General features: G+C 65.7%; 19 protein-coding genes. 10 read left to right on the forward strand and 9 right to left on the reverse strand.

Features of this window, described 5'->3' with window-relative positions:
- Nucleotides 1–78: 78 nt before the first annotated feature.
- The 3 genes from J2T47_RS07195 to J2T47_RS07205 all read left to right on the forward strand — a co-directional run bounded on the left by J2T47_RS07195 (nt 79) and on the right by J2T47_RS07205 (nt 2869).
- A complete protein-coding gene (locus tag J2T47_RS07195; protein WP_253444015.1) occupies nt 79–732 on the forward strand; it encodes a tetratricopeptide repeat protein in 654 nt (217 codons plus the stop codon).
- A gap of 182 nt (nt 733–914) precedes the next feature.
- Complete coding sequence (locus tag J2T47_RS07200) at nt 915–1394, forward strand: hypothetical protein (RefSeq protein ID WP_045212402.1); 480 nt, start codon at nt 915–917, stop codon at nt 1392–1394.
- A 185-nt stretch (nt 1395–1579) separates the two neighbouring features.
- Nucleotides 1580–2869 carry an outer membrane protein transport protein gene (locus J2T47_RS07205; protein ID WP_253444019.1) on the forward strand — a complete coding sequence of 430 codons (1290 nt, stop codon included), beginning with the start codon at nt 1580–1582 and terminating at the stop codon, nt 2867–2869.
- A gap of 101 nt (nt 2870–2970) precedes the next feature.
- Here the strand turns inward: J2T47_RS07205 and J2T47_RS07210 are convergent, their stop codons facing one another.
- The gene (locus J2T47_RS07210) at nt 2971–3540 is read right to left on the reverse strand and encodes a MarR family winged helix-turn-helix transcriptional regulator (protein ID WP_253444022.1); all 570 of its coding nucleotides are present in this window, start codon (nt 3538–3540) and stop codon (nt 2971–2973) included.
- Between the two features lie 114 nt (nt 3541–3654).
- Here J2T47_RS07210 and J2T47_RS07215 point away from each other — a divergent pair, with 114 nt between their 5' ends.
- Nucleotides 3655–3879: a thioredoxin family protein gene (locus J2T47_RS07215; protein ID WP_253444026.1), complete on the forward strand. Its 225-nt coding sequence runs from the start codon at nt 3655–3657 to the stop codon at nt 3877–3879.
- An 11-nt stretch (nt 3880–3890) separates the two neighbouring features.
- The gene (locus tag J2T47_RS07220; RefSeq protein WP_253444029.1) at nt 3891–4172 is read left to right on the forward strand and encodes a Rho-binding antiterminator; all 282 of its coding nucleotides are present in this window, start codon (nt 3891–3893) and stop codon (nt 4170–4172) included.
- 15 nt (nt 4173–4187) lie between these two features.
- On the opposite strand, the gene J2T47_RS07225 is transcribed toward J2T47_RS07220, so the two are convergent.
- The gene (locus J2T47_RS07225; protein ID WP_253444032.1) at nt 4188–4727 is read right to left on the reverse strand and encodes a DUF2058 domain-containing protein; all 540 of its coding nucleotides are present in this window, start codon (nt 4725–4727) and stop codon (nt 4188–4190) included.
- Nucleotides 4728–4889: 162 nt separating this feature from the next.
- Between J2T47_RS07225 and J2T47_RS07230 the strand changes: the two genes are divergently transcribed.
- Nucleotides 4890–5822, forward strand: a complete 933-nt coding sequence (locus tag J2T47_RS07230; RefSeq protein WP_253444035.1) for an aspartyl/asparaginyl beta-hydroxylase domain-containing protein — start codon at nt 4890–4892, stop codon at nt 5820–5822.
- Between the two features lie 93 nt (nt 5823–5915).
- Here J2T47_RS07230 and mazG read toward each other — a convergent pair whose 3' ends face one another.
- The 6 genes from mazG to J2T47_RS07260 all read right to left on the reverse strand — a co-directional run bounded on the left by mazG (nt 5916) and on the right by J2T47_RS07260 (nt 13527).
- Entirely contained in the window at nt 5916–6749 is an 834-nt protein-coding gene (mazG, locus tag J2T47_RS07235; RefSeq protein ID WP_253444038.1) for a nucleoside triphosphate pyrophosphohydrolase, read from the reverse strand.
- Nucleotides 6742–9003 (reverse strand): GTP diphosphokinase, encoded by a 2262-nt coding sequence (relA, locus tag J2T47_RS07240; protein WP_253444041.1) that lies wholly within the window; start codon nt 9001–9003, stop codon nt 6742–6744. Before relA ends, mazG begins: the two co-directional genes overlap by 8 nt.
- Before the next feature lie 92 nt (nt 9004–9095).
- The gene (gene rlmD, locus J2T47_RS07245; protein WP_253444044.1) at nt 9096–10466 is read right to left on the reverse strand and encodes a 23S rRNA (uracil(1939)-C(5))-methyltransferase RlmD; all 1371 of its coding nucleotides are present in this window, start codon (nt 10464–10466) and stop codon (nt 9096–9098) included.
- Nucleotide 10467: 1 nt separating this feature from the next.
- Complete coding sequence (gene cysM, locus J2T47_RS07250) at nt 10468–11367, reverse strand: cysteine synthase CysM (RefSeq protein ID WP_253444047.1); 900 nt, start codon at nt 11365–11367, stop codon at nt 10468–10470.
- A gap of 101 nt (nt 11368–11468) precedes the next feature.
- A complete protein-coding gene (locus J2T47_RS07255; RefSeq protein WP_253444050.1) occupies nt 11469–12815 on the reverse strand; it encodes a HAMP domain-containing sensor histidine kinase in 1347 nt (448 codons plus the stop codon).
- A gap of 1 nt (nt 12816) precedes the next feature.
- Complete coding sequence (locus J2T47_RS07260; protein ID WP_253444053.1) at nt 12817–13527, reverse strand: response regulator transcription factor; 711 nt, start codon at nt 13525–13527, stop codon at nt 12817–12819.
- Nucleotides 13528–13654: 127 nt separating this feature from the next.
- On the opposite strand from J2T47_RS07260, the gene J2T47_RS07265 reads away from it, so the two are divergent.
- From J2T47_RS07265 to J2T47_RS07280, 4 genes are all read left to right on the forward strand, one after another.
- On the forward strand, nt 13655–16426 hold the full coding sequence (locus tag J2T47_RS07265; RefSeq protein ID WP_253444056.1) for an ATP-binding protein: 2772 nt from the start codon (nt 13655–13657) through the stop codon (nt 16424–16426).
- Between the two features lie 16 nt (nt 16427–16442).
- On the forward strand, nt 16443–17432 hold the full coding sequence (locus tag J2T47_RS07270; protein ID WP_253444060.1) for a 2-hydroxyacid dehydrogenase: 990 nt from the start codon (nt 16443–16445) through the stop codon (nt 17430–17432).
- Between the two features lie 62 nt (nt 17433–17494).
- A complete protein-coding gene (locus tag J2T47_RS07275; RefSeq protein ID WP_253444063.1) occupies nt 17495–17935 on the forward strand; it encodes a hypothetical protein in 441 nt (146 codons plus the stop codon).
- Nucleotides 17932–18333 (forward strand): META domain-containing protein, encoded by a 402-nt coding sequence (locus tag J2T47_RS07280; RefSeq protein ID WP_253444066.1) that lies wholly within the window; start codon nt 17932–17934, stop codon nt 18331–18333. The genes J2T47_RS07275 and J2T47_RS07280 overlap by 4 nt, the downstream gene beginning before the upstream one ends.
- Here the strand turns inward: J2T47_RS07280 and dinB are convergent.
- Nucleotides 18330–19388 carry a DNA polymerase IV gene (gene dinB, locus J2T47_RS07285; RefSeq protein ID WP_367399499.1) on the reverse strand — a complete coding sequence of 353 codons (1059 nt, stop codon included), beginning with the start codon at nt 19386–19388 and terminating at the stop codon, nt 18330–18332. The genes J2T47_RS07280 and dinB overlap by 4 nt on opposite strands.
- Between the last annotated feature and the right edge of the window lie 166 nt (nt 19389–19554).

Here is a 19554-nt window from a genome sequence, read left to right on the forward strand (position 1 = left end):
CACCGTTGCCTTCCGTTCCTATGGATAGGTGTCAGGGCATCGGTCAGACTCGTGCCCATTCTTCAAAGGAGTGAACCCATGCCCTCGCGCATCCGCCAAACCCTGCTCGCCAGCCTGTTGCTGGGATTGTGCAGTGCCATCCCCACCCAAGCCGCCGAACTGGAAGCGACCCCCTGCGCCATTCAGGACGAGTGGTCAGACCTCTATGGCGAGGATCTGGTGAAAGCCGCCAAGGCGGGCCACGCCAGCGCGCAGTACAGCCTCGGCCTGGAGTACGACTCCGGCAGCGACGAATACGACCAGGACTACGAAAAGGCCGCCTACTGGTACGCCAAGGCTGCCCAGCAGGGCCACGCCTGCGCCCAGTACAACCTCGGCAACGCCTATGACAACGGCGATGGCGTGGAGCAGGATTCGGCCAAGGCGGTGTACTGGTACCAGAAGGCTGTCGACCAGGGCGACAAGGATGCCCAGTACAACCTGGCGATCATGTACGAGAACGGCACCGGCGTGACCCGCAGCTACAAGAAGGCTTTCGCCCTTTATCTGCTGTCGGCGAAGCAGGGCGACGTGGATGCCGAGTACGAAGTGGGCCAAAGCTATGCCAAGGGTCGGGGCGTGGCGAAGAACCCCGCGCAGGCCCGTGCCTGGTACCAGAAGGCGGCGGACCAGGGCCACGAAGAGGCCGAGGAAAAGCTCTCTGCGATGCCGGAGTTACCACCGAGCATCTAATCGCCAGAAGGAATATGAAGGAAAGCTGCGCCGACCAAACAGTTTAAAAACAGACCTTTACATCATCTTCATCGCACTACACTTCAATTCGAGCGGCTAAGTCCGCTTCCGGCGGGGCCGAGGATAATCATCAGAAGCTGCCAAGACGCCCAGCCCCGCCGGTCATTGATGACGAGGATGTCATGGGAATCGCCGCGAACGATCTTTGCCAGTATGTGATCCGCCCTACCCTGCACTATCTGGGGCGTCACAGTGTCGCGGCCGAATCGCTGCTGCTGGGGGCAGCGGCCTGTCAGTCGGCGCTGGGGAGCGCCCTCGATGACAGCCATGGCCACGGGCTGTATCGCATTGGTGAACAGCGACACCAGACGCTCTGGGATGGATTCCTGGCGCTGGACCCCGAGCTGGCCAGCCGCGTACGAGGGCTGGCCAGCCAGCATGCGTTCCTCGACGCACCGCACCTGGAACTCACGGTCAACCTGCGCTACAGCACCGCCATCGCCTGGATGCTGGTGGAGGCGGAACACCTGCCCCTGCCGCTGACGGATGACCCCATGGAGCTGGCCCGCGTCTGGCGCCAGGTTTTCCACCCTCACGGACGCCTCCACGACTTCGTCGACGCCTGGCACAGCTACGTCGGGAATTTCAGCCGAGTAGCCTGAATATTTCTCATTTCAATAGTGACTAATCGGTCAGAATTTATTTACATACAGCGACGAACGGACATCATTCAGATGGAACGCTCGTTTGAGCCCCGAAGCCCAAGGTAGAGCGCCTGCCGACCACTACCCAAGACCCGGGAATCTTGGTAGCTTGCGCGCCGATAAACACAGGAGTTGCTCTTACAATGAAAACAACATGGCTTAAGACCACCCTCGCACTGACCATCAGCGCTGCCTCCGCTCAGGTGCTTGCCAACGGCATCGCCATCAACGAGCAGAGCGCCAGCGGCGCCGGTACCGCCTACGCGGGCCGCGCTTCCTCGGCATTGGACGCCAGCACCATCTACGGCAACCCTGCCGGCATTTCCAAGCTCAAGCGAACTGAAGTCAGCGGCGGTCTGGCCGTGGTGTCCGCCAAGGACGACATCAGCGACGCCCACAGCTCTGCCTCGGGCTCCAACAAGGGCGACTCCGTCCCGGTTGCTGCCGTTCCCTTCGGCTACTTCTCCACCCCGCTGGACGACAAGGTCAGCGTCGGCCTGGGCGTCTACGTGCCCTACGGCATCATCAACGACTACGAAAGTGGCTTCCAGGGCCGTTCCCACGGCTCCTACAGCAAGGTCCAGGTGATCACCGTCCAGCCGACCATCAGCTACAAGTTCAACGACGTGGTAGCTGTCGGCTTCGGTCCGACCATCAACCGCATCGACGGCAAGCTGGAGAACTACCTGAACACCGGCGGCCTGAACAGCGCCCTGGGTGGTAACGGCGGCGACACCAAGATCAGCATCAAGGGCGACGACACCGCTACCGGTTTCAACGTCGGCCTGCTGATCACCCCGACCGACAGCACCTCCATCGGCGCCACCTACCACTCCAAGGTGAAGTACGAACTGGAAGGCCACACCAACGTGTCCAACTCGCCGGGCGGCCTGTTCGACTCGCGCATGGACGCCAGCCTGGACATTACCCTGCCCGAGTCCCTGGACCTGTCCATCACCCAGAAGCTGGATGATCGCTGGACCGTCTACGGTGGCACCACCTGGACGCGCTGGAGCCGTCTGAAGTCCATCGAGGTGCAGAACACCGGCGCCCCGATCTCCTCGTTCGACACCATCGGCGAAGACCTGAGCTGGCACGACACCTGGTCCGCCGCGATCGGCACTTCCTACCAGTTCAACGACCAGTGGGTCCTGCGCACCGGCTTCGCCTACGATCCGTCGCCGACCACCAACGAGCACCGTACCGTGCGTATCCCGGTGGGCGATCGCAAGATCTTCACCCTGGGTGCCGGCTACTCCCCCAACGCCGACATGACCTTCGACGTGGCTTACGCCTACCTGTGGGAATCCACTGCCAGCGTGAACCAGCCGGACGGCCAGGAACTGGCTGGCCTGCAACTGCAGCCGGCGTACAGCGCCAAGTACGACAACAGCGCCCACGGCCTGACCGCGCAGATGACCTATCGCTTCTGATAGTCGCACTGCGCAATGAAAAAGCCGGGCGATTGCCCGGCTTTTTCTTGCCCGTGATTTGGCCTGCGGCCCCCTGCATAAGCCGCTGTCGCGGCCTCGGCTCACGCCACGTCGGCGGGCTCTGCATGCTCGCGGCAGATCAACTCGCCCTCGCGCGCTTCCAGCCTTTCCCCCGTCAGCCCACAGAGCGCGCCATCATCCAGTTTCCGGTGGAAGCGACAGGTGCGGCACAGGCCGAACCCCGGCACGTTCTCCTGGCGCTGCACGGTCGTCAGCAGCTCACGCAACAGCTCGACCAGCAACTCGCTGCGCGCTCCCAATGCCTCTTCGGCGCGGCGCAGGAAAGCGGGCGGCACCAGCGCATCAATCAGCCCCCTGCCCTCCTGCGTCAGCTCCAGATGCACACTGCGACGGTCCTGGGCATCGGGGCGCTTCTCGATCAGCCCCTTGGCCTCCAGCGCCTTGAGCGACTGCGATACCGTGCCCTTGGTCAGCCCGAGGAAATCCGTCACCCCCAGCGGCGTATTCGAATAGCGGTTGCAGCGCCCCAGGTAGTTCAGCGCGCTCAACTGGATCGGCTGCAGATCGGCCATCAGCGGCTGCTCGCGCGCCCAGGCGCGCATCAGGCTGGCGAGGCGCTCGAGGTAGTCGTACAGGGTCGTATCGGTCATGGGCTGATCCCTCCGATAGATAGTATCGATCAAAAACCAGTTTGACAGAAGGTTCTTTTCGACCGCAGACTGAAATGGTATCGAATCGATACATAACTATTCAGGAGAAAGACCATGAGCAAAGCCGTTTACTACCATGCCGGTTGCCCCGTCTGCGTCGAAGCCGAGCGTGCACTGCTGCCACTGCTGAACCGCGATATCGAAGTCGTGCACCTGGGCGAACAGTCGCCGCGCGTGGCCGAAGCCGAGGCCGCCGGGGTGAAATCCGTACCGGCGCTGGTGGTCGATGGGCAGGTGTTGCACTTGAACTTCGGCGCCGCCCTGGCCGACCTGAAATAAGGCCGGGCGGCATGAGCGACTACCAGCCACTGCACTGCGATCTCCATGACTACATGGAGATCGCCTGCCTCTACCGCTACTGGCTGCGTATCGAGTTGCGTGACGGCCTAGCGTTCGACGCCCAGGCCTTCACCACGCAGACGCGAAGGAGCGCAGGCGGGATGCTGGAGGAGTTTCTCGAGGTGCGGGTGGACGATGCCAGCCGGGAACTCCGGCTGGACCGTCTGCACGCCATTACGCCCTTGTCGGCGCAGGCGCTGTTCGGAAGGGTAGAGCTGCATGCGACCGGCTGAGCGGCCGCAACGACCTCACCACATGAGGTCGTCGGGCACCACGTAATCCTTGTACGGATCGTCCTCGTCCGGCTCGCCGCTGGGCTCGCTGAGAACGATGATGCGGCGCTCGTCGCGCTCCTGGATGCGCAGCGCGGCGTCGCGCGGCACGATCTCGTAGCGACCGTCGTAGCTGACGATGGCCAGGCTGCCACGACTGAGCTTGTCGCGAATCATGTCGTTGACCGCGATACGCTTGACCTTCTTGTTGTCGACGAAGTTGTAGTAGTCGTCCGACTCCAGCTTCGGCAGGCGCGTGCCTTCGATCAGTTGCTTGATCTGTGCGGTCTTGGCCTTCTTCTCGGCCTTTTCCTGCTGCTGGCGGTTCAGCTCGGCGTCGCGGGCCTGCTTCTCGGCCTGCGCCTGCAGGGCCGCCTGACGCTGGCTGTCGTCCTTGGCCACCTGGTTCTTGTGTTCCAGGCGCTGCTGCTTCTGTTTCTGCTTGCCGGCCTGCTTGGCCTGCTTCTCGTTGACCAGGCCGGCTTTCAGCAACTGATCACGCAATGACATGCTCATGAATCAAGGCTCTCCAACAGCCCATAGTGATGCAGGACAACTCCCAGACCAACGCATAGGTGCGGCGGGATCGTCCTCAGGGGGTATAATCCTCGGGCCTGTGCCAGCGCAGCGCAAGTGCCTGGCTCGAAATCACTCATCTGGAGCGGACTCGTTACCTCCATGCTGAAGCTCATCATTCTCGCGGTACTGGCCATCTTCCTCGTCGCCATCCTCTACGTGCACCTGCGCGGCAAGGTGCGGCTGCCCTTCCTGCGCCAGGTGGTGAACCACTCCGCCTGGTTCGCCCCGTACAACTCGCTGATGTACCTGAACTCCAGCGTGCCTTCCAAGCCCTACCTGGACCGCGAGCGCTTCCCCGAACTCGACAAGTTGCGCGACAACTGGCAGATGATCCGCGAGGAAGCCGAGCAGCTGTTCGACGAGGGCTACATCCGCGACGCCCTGAACAACAACGAGGCGGGCTTCGGCTCCTTCTTCAAGAAGGGCTGGACGCGCTTCTACCTGACCTGGTACGACGGTCCCCTGCCCTCGGCGCAGCAGCTCTGCCCGAAGACCGTGGAACTGGTCAGCAGCATCCCCAACGTCAAGGGCGCAATGTTCACCCGCCTGCCGCCGCGCAGCCACCTGAACAAGCACCGTGACCCCTACGGCGGCTCGCTGCGCTATCACCTGGGCCTGGCCACACCGAACTCCGACGAGTGCCGCATCTTCGTCGACGGCCAGCCCTACGCCTGGCGCGACGGCCAGGACGTGATGTTCGACGAGACCTTCGTCCACTGGGTAAAGAACGAGACGGACGAATCGCGCCTGATCCTCTTCTGCGATATCGAGCGTCCGCTCAAGTCACCTCTGCTGACCCGCATCAACCGCCGAGTCAGCGCCTTCCTCGGGCGCGCCACGGCGCCGCAGAACGTCGAGGGCGAGCGCGTCGGCGGGATCAACCAGGCCTACTCGGTGCTGATTCGCCTGGGCGATGCCGTGGGTAGCAAGGTGAAGGTGTTCAAGCGCGCCTACCCCAAGGCCTACCGCATCGGCCGGCCGGTGCTTGCGATTCTGTTGCTGGTGCTGGTCCTGCGCTGGCTGTTCGGCTGATCCCCCGCTCCTACAAGTAAGCTCCGGCGCCGCTCCTACGAAGAGCCAACAAAAAGCCCCGCAATCGCGGGGCTTTTTTATGGGAGAGAGAAGTTATCCACAGCTGAGCGGGTTCTTCTCGTCGCGCTTGGCGGCGCCCCAGAGCTCGTCCATTTCTTCCAGGTTGCTGTCTTCCAGCGTGCGCCCCTGATCTCGCAGTGCCGTCTCGATATAGCGGAAACGCCGCTCGAACTTGGCGTTGGCGGCGCGCAGGGCGGTTTCCGGATCGACCTTGAGCTTGCGCGCCAGGTTGACCACCACGAACAGCAGGTCGCCCACCTCCTCGGCCTGGGCCTCGGTGTCGCCGCCGGCCATGGCTTCAAGCACCTCGTCCAGCTCCTCGCGAACCTTGTCCACCACCGGCAAGGCGTCGGCCCAGTCGAAGCCGACCTGGGCAGCGCGCTTCTGCAGCTTGGCGGCGCGGCTCAGCGCCGGCAGGGCATTCGGCACGTCGTCCAGCAAAGACAGCTGCACCGGCTCGGCGGCCTTGGCGGCGCGCTCCTCGGCCTTGAGTTCTTCCCAGCGCTGCTTCACTGCCGCTTCCGCGAGCTTGGCCGGGTCGGACTCGCCGTACAGGTCGCCGTCGGGGAACACATGAGGGTGGCGGCGGATCAGCTTGGTGGTGATCCCATCGACCACCGCGTCGAACTCGAAGCGCCCCTCCTCGCGCGCCAGCTGCGCGTAGTAGACGACCTGGAAAAGCAGGTCGCCCAGTTCCTCGCGCAGGTGGTCGAAGTCGCCGCGCTCGATGGCATCGGCGACTTCGTAGGCTTCCTCGAGGGTGTACGGAACGATGGTCGCGTAGCTCTGCTTCAGGTCCCAGGGACAGCCGTGCTGCGGGTCACGCAGCCGGGCCATCAGGTACAGCAGGTCTTCGAGTTTATGCATCCTTGGCACCTGCACCGCGATCGCGCCGCGCCTCGATGATGTTGGGCAGCTGCGAGATGCGTGCGAGCAGGCGGCCCAAAGAGTCGAGACCGGGGATCTCGATGGTCAGGCGCATGATCGCGGTGTTGTCTTCCTTGTCGGAACGGGTGTTCACCGCCAGCACGTTGATGCGTTCGTTGAGCAGCATCTGCGAGACGTCGCGCAGCAGGCCGGAACGGTCGTAAGCACGGATGACGATATCCACCGGATAGGTGCTGACCGGTACCGGCCCCCAACTGACCTGGATGATCCGCTCCGGCTCGCGGCCGGCCAGTTGCAGCGCGGTGGCGCAGTCCTGGCGGTGGATGGTGACGCCGCGGCCGAGGGTGATGTAGCCGACGATCGGGTCGCCCGGCAGCGGCTGGCAGCAACCGGCCATCTGCGTGAGCAGGTTGCCGACGCCCTGGATCTGGATATCGCCGCGCTTGCCGTGGCCGATCTTGCTCGGCTTGCGCGGGATGAGCTCGAGCTGCTCGGTGCCGCGCTCGGGCTCCACCAGCTGCTGCGCGTAGTTGACCACATGGGCCAGCCGCAGGTCGCCGGCGCCCAGTGCGGCGAAGAGGTCTTCACCGGTCTTGTAGTTGGCCTTCTCGGCGAGCTTCTCGAAGTCCACCGGCGGCAGCGCCAGGCGGCCCAGCTCGCGTTCGAGCATGGCCTTGCCGGCGGCGACGTTCTGGTCACGCGCCTGCAGCTTGAACCAGTGGACGATCTTCGCCCGCGCCCGCGACGTGGTGACGTAGCCCAGGTTCTGGTTCAGCCAGTCACGGCTCGGCCCGCTCTGCTTGCCGGTGATGATTTCCACCTGCTCGCCGGTCTGCAGGCTGTAGTTCAGCGGCACGATGCGGCCGTTGATCTTGGCGCCGCGGCAGTTGTGGCCGACCTCGGTGTGCACGCGGTAGGCGAAGTCCAGTGGCGTGGAGCCCTTGGGCAGGTCGATGGCGTGGCCGTCCGGGGTGAAGACGTAGACCCGGTCGGGTTCGATATCCACCCGCAACTGCTCGGCCAGGCCGCCGATATCGCCCAGCTCCTCGTGCCACTCGAGCACCTGGCGCAGCCAGGAAATCTTCTCTTCGTAGTGGTTGGAGCTGGCCTTGACGTCGGTGCCCTTGTAGCGCCAGTGCGCGCAGACGCCGAGTTCGGCTTCCTCGTGCATGGCGTGGGTGCGGATCTGCACTTCCAGCACCTTGCCCTCGGGCCCGATCACCGCGGTGTGCAGCGAGCGGTAGCCGTTTTCCTTGGGGTTGGCGATGTAGTCGTCGAACTCCTTGGGGATGTGCCGCCACAAGGTGTGCACGATGCCCAGCGCGGTGTAGCAGTCGCGCATTTCCGGCACCAGCACGCGCACGGCGCGCACGTCGTAGATCTGGCTGAAGTCCAGGCCCTTGCGCTGCATCTTCCGCCAGATGGAATAGATGTGCTTGGCGCGACCGGAAAGGTCCGCCTTGATGCCGGTGGCGGCCAGGGCGTCCTTGAGCTGCTGCATCACGGTGGCGATGTACTGCTCGCGGTCCAGCCGGCGCTCGTGCAGCAGCTTGGCGATCTGCTTGTACTGGTCGGGCTCGAGGTAGCGGAAGGACAGGTCCTCCAGCTCCCACTTGATGTGGCCGATGCCCAGACGGTGAGCCAGCGGCGCGTAGATATCGAACACCTCGCGGGCGACGCGCATGCGCTTTTCATCGTCGGCGTTCTTCACCGCGCGGATCGCGCAGGTTCGCTCGGCCAGCTTGATCAGTGCGACGCGTACGTCGTCGACCATGGCGACCAGCATCTTGCGCAGGTTCTCGATCTGCGCCTGGGTGCCGAGCACCAGGGATTGCCGCGGGCTGAGGCTGGTACTGATCGCGGCCATGCGCAGCACGCCTTCGATCAGCTTGGCGACCACCGGGCCGAAGCGCTGCGCCACGTCCTCGAGCTTGACCTTGCCCTCGCGCACGCCACGGTAGATCACCGCAGCGACCAGCGATTCCTGGTCGAGCTTGAGGTCCGCCAGGATCTCGGCGATCTCCAGGCCCGTCTGGAAGCTGGAAGTGCCGTCCGCCCAGGAGTTGTCAGCGGTGCTGACAGCCCTGTCCTCCACCTCGCGAGCGAACTCGCAGGCTTCCAGCAGGACCTTGCGATCCAGGCCCGGGACCAGGGTCTGGACGTGGTCCAGCCAGGCCTCGAGATTGATGCTGCCGTCGGTATTGACCGGCTGGTGCGCTCTCACCTGTACCATCGTGTCTACCCTTCCCCACGGTGCGCCACAACACACCGCTCACTGCGCCGGCCTTTCTTATTGCTTGGGCCGGTCGGATTGCGCAGGCCGTCCTAGCCTGCCTCGAACAAAGCCATGGCCTCGACATGGGCCGTCTGCGGGAACATGTCGAGAATGCCGGCGCGCTTCAGACGATAGCCCTGTCGGGCCAGCTCGCCAGCATCGCGCGCCAGGGTCGCCGGGTTGCAGGACACATAGAGTACCCGCTCCGCGCCCAGTGAACGCATCTGCCGTGCCGGTTCGAAGGCTCCGTCACGCGGAGGGTCGAGCAGCACGGCGGTGAAATCCTCCGCCGCCCAGAGGGCGTCGGCAAGCGGTTTCGTCAGGTCCGCCTGATGGAACCGGGTATTGACCAGGCCGTTGGCCCGGGCGTTGGCGGCGGCGCGCTCGACCATGGTCTGCACGCCTTCCACGCCGACCACTTCACGCACCTGGCGCGCCAGCGGCAGGGCAAAGTTGCCCAGGCCACAGAACAGGTCCAGCACGCGCTCGTCGCTGCCCGGCTTCAGCCAGTCCAGCGCCTGGGCAACCATTGCCTCGTTCACCGGCTCGTTCACCTGAACGAAGTCGCCGGGGCGGTAGGCCAGGGTCAGATTCCAGGCTTCGAGCCGGAAGCCGAGCTCGCGGTTCCCACTGTTTTCTGCAGCATCGGAGCAAAGCGTCGGTTCACCGTCACCCTGCAACCACAGCTGCACATCCCGTGCCGAACAGAATTCCAGCAGTCGCGCGCGGTCGCTATCGGACAAAGGTTCGATATGCCGCAACAACAGCGCGCTGGCAGTACCGTGGAACAGCTCGACGTGGCCCAGCGACTGCGGCTTGGCGAAGCCACGCAGCAACTCCGGCAGCTCGCGGGCGAGGACCTGCAGCTCGGGCACCAGCACCAGGCAGTCGTCGAAGGCGACGATGGCCTGGCTGGCGGCGGCGCGGAAGCCGACGTCCAGGCGCTTGGCCTTGACGTCCCAGCGCACGGCAAGGCGGGCACGACGGCGATAGCCGAATTCCGGCCCGACCAGCGGTGCGGCCCACTCTTGCGGGACCAGGCCGGAGAAGCGCTCCAGCTGCTCCGCCAGGGTGCGCTGCTTGAGCGCCAGCTGATCGGCATGGGACAGGTGCTGCAGGCTGCAGCCGCCACAGGTACCTGCCACCGGGCAAGGCTCGGCGCGGCGGTTGGCGGCGGCGGTGAGGATACGTTCGCTACGGGCGTCGACGATCTGCGCGCGGGCGGACAGCACGCGGGCTTCCACCGACTCGCCCGGCAGCGCGTTGTCGACGAACCAGGTACGCCCGTCGATGTGGGCGATGCCGCGGCCGTCGTGGGCCAGGCGCTCGATATTCAGGCGCTGCTTCTTGCCCACCGGTACCGCAGGGCTGCGCGCTCCGCCGCTGGGCTGGAAGCGCAGGCCGGATCTCTGCTTGGCCATGTCAGTTGGAGTCGAACACGCCCGAGGACAGGTAACGGTCGCCACGGTCGCAGATGATCGCCACCAGGGTCGCGTTTTCCAGCTCGCGGGACAGGCGCAGCATGGCCGCCACCGCACCACCGGAGGACACGCCGCAGAAGATGCCCTCTTCGCGGGCCAGCCGGCGCATCACGTCCTCGGCTTCGGTCTGCTGCATGTCGACGACGCGGTCGACTCGGGTCGCATCGAAGATCTTCGGCAGGTATTCCTGCGGCCAGCGGCGGATGCCGGGGATGGCCGAGCCTTCCATCGGCTGCAGGCCGACGATCTGCACGTTGGGGTTCTGCTCCTTGAGGTAGCGCGACACACCCATGATGGTGCCGGTAGTGCCCATGGAGCTGACGAAATGGGTGATCTCGCCGCCGGTCTGCTGCCAGATTTCCGGGCCGGTGGAGTGATAGTGGGCGATCGGGTTGTCGCCGTTGGCGAACTGGTCGAGCACCTTGCCCTGGCCTTCGCGCGCCATCTGGTCGGCGAGGTCGCGGGCGCCTTCCATGCCCTGCTCCTTGGTCACCAGGATCAGCTCGGCGCCGTAGGCGGTCATGGCGGCCTTGCGCTCGGCGGTGGAGTTGTCGGGCATGATCAGGATCATGCGGTAGCCCTTGATCGCCGCCGCCATTGCCAGGGCGATGCCGGTGTTGCCGGAAGTGGCTTCGATCAGCGTGTCACCGGGCTTGATGTCGCCGCGCAGTTCGGCACGGGTGATCATCGACAGCGCCGGGCGATCCTTCACCGAACCCGCGGGGTTGTTACCCTCGAGTTTAACCAGCAGGGTGTTGGAGGTTTCCCCGGCCAGGCGCTGCAGGCGCACCAGCGGGGTATGGCCGACGCAATCGGCGATAGTCGGGTACTGCACGGTCATGGAAGCACTCGGATCTGGAACAGGGCGCCCTATGATACCGGCAAAAGTCGCCCCGCCATACGAAACTTCCTAACAAGCCGTGTACAGGGGCCGGCGCCCGCTCAGGCCGCCGCCGCATCGGGTAGCCGCAGGTGCACACGCAGCCCCGCTTCGGCGCAGTCCGCCCAGAGCTCGCCGCCCTGCATGCGCAGCGAGCTGCGGGCAATGCTCAGGCCCAGGCCGAAGCCTTCGCCGGTGCGCGCATCGGAGAGCCGGGTGAAGGGCAGGAAGATGCGCTCCAGGTCACTTTCCGCCACACCGGGACCATCGTCTTCCAGCCACAGGTGCCACCCAGCGGACTCGCGCCGGCCGCTCAGACGGATGCGGCCGTTTTCCGGAGAGTGACGGATGGCGTTGCGCAGCAGGTTTTCCAGGGCCTGGGCCAGGCCGTTGAGATGGCCGCGCACGCGGCAGTCCGACGGCACCTGATAAAGGAAGCGCTCGGTGCTCCAGCCCGCCTCGAAGCAGGCATCGTCCACCAGCAGGTCCCACAGCGAGCGCAGGTCGATCTCTTCCAGCTCCACGCGCGGGCGCTCGGTATCCAGCCAGGCCAATTCCAGGGTGTCGGCGACCAGGCGCTGCATCACTTCCACTTCGCGCTCCACGCGCTGGCGCAGTGCGGCTTCGCTGATCGGGCTGTCGCCGGCGACCCGCAGGCGGCTGAGCGGCGTGCGCAGCTCGTGGGACAGATCGCGCAGCAACTGGCGCTGCAGGCCGACATGGCCGCGCAGACGTTCGGCCATGTGATCCAGCGCGCGACCCAGCTCGCCGAGCTCGTCGCGCCGGGCGATCAGTTCCGGGCCGGCGACCGAGCCGAGGTTATCCGCCTGCAGGGCGTTGGCGTGTTCGCGCAGACGGCCGAGCGGGCGCACCAGTCGGCGATAGATCAGCCCGCAGAGCATCAGCGCAAGGATCGCCGGCACCAGCGCGTGGCTGATGGACTGGCGCAGGAAGGTCAGGCCACCAGGCAGGTAGCGCTGCGGCAGCTGCACCACCAGCCGGCCAGCGCCCGGCTCGTCCGGAAAGGGAATGCCGATGTACGGCAAGGTGACCGAGCGCGAGCTCACCGGCCAGTCCAGCCCACGCTGGAAGGTCAGGTGCGCCACGTCCTCCATGGGCAGCGGCTGCGTGCCCAGCGACTGCAGACGGGCATCGACCACGACCATCCACACCGGCTCGCGCTGCTTCATCTGCGTCAGCCAGGCATCGACACCCGCCGCCCCGCCCGTACGCCAAGCTTGCTGGGCTTCGTCGGCATAGCCGGCGAGCACCTGCCGCGCCGCCTCGGAGAGGAAGTAGCTGTCGCGCTCCATCTGTTTGCCCCAGTTCCAGGACAGCCAGATCACCGACAGGCACAGCACCACCAGGGCGACGGCGAGCTTCCAGAACAGCGAGTGGCGGCCAGGCATCTCAGTCCTCGGCCTCGGCGAACACGTAGCCCTTGCCCCACACGGTATGCAGCTGGTGGCGGACGTAGCCGATGGCCTGCAGCTTGCGGCGCAGGTGGCTGACGTGCATGTCCAGGCTGCGGTCGTGGGCGGTGAAGGCGCGGTGCAGCACGTGCTGATAAAGGAAGGGTTTGCTCAGGGTCTCGCCCTGGCTGCCAAGGAAGGTTTCCAGCAGGCGGTACTCGGTGCCGGTCAGGCCCGCCCACTGGCCATCGAGGCCGACGTCGTCCTTCTGCGGATCCATCTGCAGCCCGGTCGGCGCTGGCATCATCGACTGGCTACCGCGCTCCAGCGCCACGCGGCGCAGCACGGCATCCACCCGCACGCTCAGCTCGGCGAGGCTGAAAGGCTTGGGCAGGTAGTCGTCGGCGCCCTGGGAGAAACCGGCGATGCGGTCCTGCTCGGCGCCCAGGGCGGACATCAGGATCACCGGCACCGCGCGCTCGCGGCGCAGGGTACGGAGGATGTCCAGACCGCCGGTGCCGGGCAGCATGATGTCCATCAGCACCAGGTCGTAGTCGCCGCCGCGCGCCTGGGCCAGGCCTTCGTCGCCATCCTGGCACCAGGTGACCGCGAAGCCGCGCTCGCTCAGATGGGAAGACAGATGGGCGCCCAGGGTCGGGTCGTCCTCGATGGTCAGCAGGCGCAGGCCGGATGAAGCGATGGCATTCATATTAAATAAGACTGATTAGCAATTGCGTGAAGTATTCACGATTCCGCGCGCTCCCGGCAAGGCAAAGGGCTTCCGACGATGGTCTGAACCGCTACACTGCCGGGGATAAACGCATCGGAGGAAGCGCGTGTTCAAGGATCTCGGCATCAAGGGACGGGTACTGCTGCTCACCCTGCTGCCCACCAGCCTGCTGGCGCTGGTACTGGGCGGCTATTTCACCTGGGTGCAGCTGTCGGACATGCACGCCCAGTTGATCGAGCGCGGGCAACTGATCGCCGAGCAACTGGCGCCGCTGTCCGCCCCGGCCATGGCCAACCACAACAACGAGCTGCTCGAGCGCATCGCCAACGAAGCGCTGGACCAGCCGGACGTGCGCGCCGTCACCTTCCTCAACCCGGACCGCGAGAAGCTCGTCCACGCCGGCCCCAGCATACTGACGCCAATGCCCAGTGGAGACGGCTCGCACCTGAGCATGGCGAGCAACCTGGACACCACCCACTTCCTCCTGCCGGTGCTGGGCAAACACCGCAGCCTGTCCGGCGACCCGGACGAAGACGCCGAGAAGCTGCTCGGCTGGGTCGAGCTGGAACTCTCGCACCACGGCACCCTGCTGCGCGGCTACCGCAGCCTGTTCACCAGCCTGCTGCTGATCGGCGCGGGCCTGGCGGTCACTGCCCTCCTCGCCCTGCGCATGAGCCGCGCGATCAACGCGCCGCTGGGGCAGATCGCCCAGGGGGTCGCCCAGCTCAAGGAAGGCCGCCTGGAAACCCGCCTGCCCGCCTTGGGCAGCCACGAACTGGACGAACTGGCCGGCGGCATCAACCGCATGGCCGAGGCATTGCAGAGCGCCCAGGAGGAAATGCAGCACAACATCGACCAGGCCACCGAGGACGTGCGGCAGAACCTGGAGACCATCGAGATCCAGAACATCGAACTGGACCTGGCGCGCAAGGAGGCCCTGGAGGCGAGCCGGATCAAGTCCGAGTTCCTCGCCAACATGAGCCACGAGATCCGCACCCCGCTCAACGGCATCCTCGGCTTCACCAACCTGCTGCAGAAGAGCGAGATGACCAGCCGCCAGCAGGACTACCTGGGCACCATCCACAAGTCCGCCGAGAGCCTGCTGGGGATCATCAACGAAATCCTCGACTTCTCGAAGATCGAGGCCGGCAAGCTGGTGCTGGAGAACATCCCGTTCAACCTGCGCGAGCTGATCCAGGACACCCTGACCATCCTCGCCCCCGCCGCCCACGAAAAGCACCTGGAGCTGGTCAGCCTGATCTACCGCGACACCCCGCTGCAGCTGGTGGGTGACCCGCAGCGCCTGAAGCAGGTGCTGACCAACCTGGTGAGCAACGCCATCAAGTTCACCCACGACGGCAGCATCGCCGTGCGCGCCATGCTCGAAGACGAGAGCGACGACCGCGCGCAACTGCGCATCAGCGTGCAGGACACCGGCGTGGGCCTGACCGACGCCGACCTGCGCGCGCTGTTCCAGGCCTTCAGCCAGGCCGACAACTCGCTGTCGCGCCAGGCTGGCGGCACCGGCCTGGGGCTGGTGATCTCCAAGCGCCTGATCGAACAGATGGGTGGCGAGATCGGCGTGGAAAGCAGCGCCGGCGACGGTTCCGAGTTCTGGATCAGCCTCAACCTGCCCAAGGCCCGCGACGACGGCGACGACCTGCCCCACGCCATGGCCGGCGGCCTGCGCGTGGCGCTGTACGAGCCCCATGAACTGACCCGCACCGCGCTGCACCACCAACTGGAAGACTGCGGCCTGGAAGTCACCGAGTTCCCTGACCTCGTCACGCTGGAGAAGACCCTGCTGGCCGGGCAGGCGGACCAGGCGCCGATCACCCTGGCACTGCTCGGCGTGACCGCCGCCGACCATCCGCCCGAGGCGCTGCGGCAGTCCATCCGCGAGCTGGAACAGTACGGCTGCAAGAGCCTGGTGCTCTGTCCGACCATTGAACAGGCGCACTACAACGACGTGCTGCCCGACGCCCAGGTGCAAAGCAAACCCGCCTGCACACGCAAGCTGCAGCAGGCGATGAACGAACTGCTGCACCTGCGCCCCACCCGCAGGGAAAAATCCGTCAACGGTCGACTGGAACGCCCGCCGCGTCTGCTCTGCGTCGATGACAACCCGGCCAACCTGCTGCTGGTGAAGACCCTGTTGAGCGACATGGGCGCCGAAGTGGTCGCGGTGGATAGCGGCCTGGCCGCTGTCGAAGCGGTGCAGCGCGAGCGTTTCGACCTGGTGTTCATGGACGTGCAGATGCCGATCATGGACGGCCGCCAGGCCACCGAGGCGATTCGCCACTGGGAAAGCGACCGCGAGGTCAGCCCGGTGCCCATCATTGCCCTCACCGCCCATGCCCTGGCCAACGAGAAGCGCGCCCTGCTGCAGGGCGGCATGGACGACTACCTGACCAAGCCGATCGACGAGCGCCAATTGGTCCAGGTGATCCTCAAGTGGACCGGCCTGGCGCTGGGTGAACCGCGCGACGAGCGTCCGCGCCAGGCCCAGTCTTCCCTGGAAGGCCTCAGCGTGCTGGACCCGGAAGAAGGCCTGCGCCTGGCCGCCGGCAAACCGGAGCTGGCCGCCGACATGCTCGGCATGCTGCTGGCTTCGCTGTCCGCCGACCGCCAGGTGATCCGCCAGGCCCGCGAGCGCAACGACCGCAACAGCCTGCTCGAACGCATCCACCGCCTGCACGGCGCCACCCGCTACTGCGGCGTACCGATGCTGCGCGCGGCCTGCCAGCGCGCCGAGACGCTGCTCAAGCAGAACGATCCGGACGGCCCGGCCGCACTGGATGAGCTGGACAAGGCCATGGCCGAGCTGGCACAAGCGACCGAAGGCCTCCTGGAAGTCGAAGCCGGCCAGACGCACTGAAGACGGAATTCAATCGATGCGCATCATCCTGTTCAGCAACCAGACCTACGACCGCGACAGCTTCCTCGCTGCCAACCATGGCCTCGGCTTCGAGCTGCATTTCCAGCAGGCGCAGTTGCGCGAGGACACCGTCGCCCTGGCCATGGGCTTCGAAGTGGTCTGCCCCTTCGTCAACGACGACCTGTCGCACCCGGTGCTGGAGCACCTGGCGGCCGGCGGCACGAAACTGATCGCCCTGCGCTCGGCCGGCTACAACCATGTCGACCTGGCCGCCGCCCATGCGCTGGGTCTGGCCGTGGTGCGCGTACCGGCCTATTCGCCCCACGCGGTGGCCGAACATGGCGTAGGACTGGTCCTGGCGCTGTGCCGGCACCTGCATCGCGCCTACAACCGCACCCGTGAAGGCGATTTCTCCCTGCACGGCCTGACTGGCTTCGACCTGCACGGGCGCACAGTCGGGATCATCGGCAGCGGGCAGATCGGCGAAGTCTTCGCCCGCATCATGAGCGGCTTCGGCTGCCACATCCTGGCCTGCGACCCTTATCCCAACCACGCCATCGAGGCACTGGGCGGGCGCTTCGTCGAACTGGACGAACTGCTCGCGCAGTCCGACATCCTCAGCCTGCACTGCCCGCTCAACGACGCGACCAAGCACCTGATCAATGCCCGCAGCCTGGAACGCATGAAGCGCGGCGCCATGTTGATCAACACCGGCCGTGGCGCACTGGTCGACACCCCGGCGCTGATCGAGGCGCTGAAGAGCGGCCAGCTCGGCTACCTCGGCCTGGACGTCTATGAAGAGGAAGCCGACATCTTCTTCGCCGACCGCTCCGACCAGCCGTTGCAGGACGACGTGCTGGCGCGACTGCTGACCTTCCCCAACGTGATCATCACCGCGCACCAGGCCTTCCTGACCCGCGAAGCGCTGGCCGGAATCGCCCAGACCACCCTGGCCAACATCGCTGCCTGGCGGGCCGGCAATCCGGTCAACCTGGTGAAAAACTGAGCAGAAGGCGCTCGCATCCGCACGCCACGCGCCCTAGAATGCCGCGCTTTCCCGGAGGACCCATGGCCCAGCACGATTTCCGCTACACCCTGCTCAACCCGCAATTCACCCTCAACGAGTGCCGCGCGCTGACTCCGGGCCGCTACCAGGTCACCGGCATCGGTGGCTCGATCAAGGCCGGCGACACCCTGCTGGTCAGCCTCAAGGGCAGCAAGAGCCTGAGCATGACCCTGGCAGTGGAAAAGGTCCGCCACCTGATCAACCCGCCGGGGCAGTGGATGGCCGTGGCCAAGGGACCGGTGTTTCGTGAACTGGGTATCCACGAGTGGAAGGTCAATTGCGACGGCTGCGCGGCTACACTGGACTTCGAATTCGCCGTCGATGCCACCCTCGGCAAGGCTGCCCAGCAGCCCGCCGCCGAGCAGCGCATCGCCGAACTCGGATGGGCCAAGGCTGGCAACCGCCACCTCTGCCCGGATTGCCAGAGCAAGGAGACTGCATGAAAGCCCTGATCGCCAGCGCCTGCACCGCGCTGACCCTGGCCGGCTGCGCGAGCAAGCCGGTTCCCGAAGCGGAGCAGACCTACCGCGTGGAATGGGTCGGCGAGCACCCGCTGATCGACTACACGCACATCAGCCTGACCCTGGACGGCAACGGCCGCGCCTACGGCAGCGCCGGCTGCAACCACTGGTTTGCCAGCTACAAGCTCGAGGGTGACCAGTTGACCTTCGGCCAGCCCGGCGCCACCCGCAAGCTGTGCGCCGACCGGGTGATGGAGCAGGAGCAGCAGTTCCTCAAGATGCTCGGCGACGTGCAGCGCTGGGATATCACCGAGGAAGGCGAGTTGCGCCTGTGGCCGGCCAGCGGCCGCGCCATGCGCATGTGGCCCGAACGCGGCTAGAACAGGCTGAGCTGCTCGTGGGCGCCGCGCAGATCGACCAGGCGCACGCCCACGCCGATCAGCCGCACCGCTTTATTGCCGCGCTGGAAGGCCTGCCCCAGCAACAACCGGTAGCTTTCCAGGTCCCGCGCGGCGCCCGCCTGCTCCAGGGTGGTCTGGGTGAAGTCGTGGAACTTCAGCTTTATGAAAGGTTTGCCCGGCCGGTAGCTGGTGTCCAGGCGCGTCATGCGCCGCTCCAGCTCGCCCAGTAGCGACGGCAACTCCTCCTGGCAGGCCGCCAGGTCCGGCAGGTCCTGGTCGAAGGTGTTCTCCACGCTGATCGACTGGCGCCGGCTGTCCACCTGCACCGGACGGTCGTCGACACCCCGCGACAAGCCCCAGAGCCGTTCGCCGAAACTGCCGAACTCCTTGGCCAGCTGGATGCGCGACCAGTCGCGCAGGTCCGCGCAGGTACGGATCCCCAGACGTGCCAGCTTCTCGGCGGTGACCTTGCCCACGCCATGCAGCTTCTTTACCGGCAGGTCGGCGACAAAACCATCCACCTCGTCAGGCGTGACCACGAACAGGCCGTTGGGCTTGCGCCAGTCGCTGGCGATCTTGGCGATGAACTTGTTCGGCGCCACCCCGGCGGACACCGTGATGTGCAGGGTTTCCCAGACGCGCTGGCGAATTTCCTGGGCGATCCGCGTGGCGCTGCCGCCGCAGCGATCGCTGTCGCTGACGTCGAGGTAGGCCTCGTCCAGGGACAGTGGTTCGATCTGCTCGGTATAGTCGCGGAATATTGCGTGGATATCCCGAGAAGTCTCGCGATAGACGTCCATGCGCGGGCGCACGATGGTGAGGTCCGGGCACAGCTTCACCGCCGTGCGCATGGCCATGGCCGAATGCAGCCCGTAGGCGCGCGCCTCGTAATTGCAGGTCGCGACCACCCCACGCTTGTCCGGCGAGCCGCCCACGGCCAGTGGTTTTCCCGCGAGGCTGGGGTCGTCGCGCATCTCGATGGCGGCGTAAAAGCAGTCGCAATCGATGTGGATGATCTTTCTCTGCCGAGTCACGAAGAAGGCGCCTGCATCACCATCGGAAGCCGCCCGGAAGGGCAGCGGAAAACCCGACCATGGTAATGCAAAAAGCCGCCACTCCGGTTATCCACAGCCCGGAAAATCCCACCCTCGGGCAACCGCCCCGCTGCCGCTCGTCGTAGCTAAATATCTGATAGAAAAT

The organism is Pseudomonas nitroreducens, from assembly GCF_024170165.1.
Lineage (GTDB): Bacteria > Pseudomonadota > Gammaproteobacteria > Pseudomonadales > Pseudomonadaceae > Pseudomonas > Pseudomonas nitroreducens_C.

What these genes read in the sequence shown, in the direction of transcription:
- J2T47_RS07200 (WP_045212402.1), top strand. Translation starts at nt 915, where the DNA reads ATGGGAATCGCCGCGAACGATCTTTGCCAGTATGTGATCCGCCCTACC.
- J2T47_RS07220 (WP_253444029.1), top strand. Translation starts at nt 3,891, where the DNA reads ATGAGCGACTACCAGCCACTGCACTGCGATCTCCATGACTACATGGAG.
- J2T47_RS07230 (WP_253444035.1), top strand. Translation starts at nt 4,890, where the DNA reads ATGCTGAAGCTCATCATTCTCGCGGTACTGGCCATCTTCCTCGTCGCC.
- mazG (WP_253444038.1), bottom strand. Translation starts at nt 6,749, where the DNA reads ATGCATAAACTCGAAGACCTGCTGTACCTGATGGCCCGGCTGCGTGAC.
- J2T47_RS07225 (WP_253444032.1), bottom strand. Translation starts at nt 4,727, where the DNA reads ATGAGCATGTCATTGCGTGATCAGTTGCTGAAAGCCGGCCTGGTCAAC.
- relA (WP_253444041.1), bottom strand. Translation starts at nt 9,003, where the DNA reads ATGGTACAGGTGAGAGCGCACCAGCCGGTCAATACCGACGGCAGCATC.
- J2T47_RS07275 (WP_253444063.1), top strand. Translation starts at nt 17,495, where the DNA reads ATGGCCCAGCACGATTTCCGCTACACCCTGCTCAACCCGCAATTCACC.
- J2T47_RS07260 (WP_253444053.1), bottom strand. Translation starts at nt 13,527, where the DNA reads ATGAATGCCATCGCTTCATCCGGCCTGCGCCTGCTGACCATCGAGGAC.
- J2T47_RS07210 (WP_253444022.1), bottom strand. Translation starts at nt 3,540, where the DNA reads ATGACCGATACGACCCTGTACGACTACCTCGAGCGCCTCGCCAGCCTG.
- rlmD (WP_253444044.1), bottom strand. Translation starts at nt 10,466, where the DNA reads ATGGCCAAGCAGAGATCCGGCCTGCGCTTCCAGCCCAGCGGCGGAGCG.
- J2T47_RS07195 (WP_253444015.1), top strand. Translation starts at nt 79, where the DNA reads ATGCCCTCGCGCATCCGCCAAACCCTGCTCGCCAGCCTGTTGCTGGGA.
- J2T47_RS07205 (WP_253444019.1), top strand. Translation starts at nt 1,580, where the DNA reads ATGAAAACAACATGGCTTAAGACCACCCTCGCACTGACCATCAGCGCT.
- J2T47_RS07270 (WP_253444060.1), top strand. Translation starts at nt 16,443, where the DNA reads ATGCGCATCATCCTGTTCAGCAACCAGACCTACGACCGCGACAGCTTC.
- J2T47_RS07215 (WP_253444026.1), top strand. Translation starts at nt 3,655, where the DNA reads ATGAGCAAAGCCGTTTACTACCATGCCGGTTGCCCCGTCTGCGTCGAA.
- J2T47_RS07280 (WP_253444066.1), top strand. Translation starts at nt 17,932, where the DNA reads ATGAAAGCCCTGATCGCCAGCGCCTGCACCGCGCTGACCCTGGCCGGC.
- cysM (WP_253444047.1), bottom strand. Translation starts at nt 11,367, where the DNA reads ATGACCGTGCAGTACCCGACTATCGCCGATTGCGTCGGCCATACCCCG.
- J2T47_RS07255 (WP_253444050.1), bottom strand. Translation starts at nt 12,815, where the DNA reads ATGCCTGGCCGCCACTCGCTGTTCTGGAAGCTCGCCGTCGCCCTGGTG.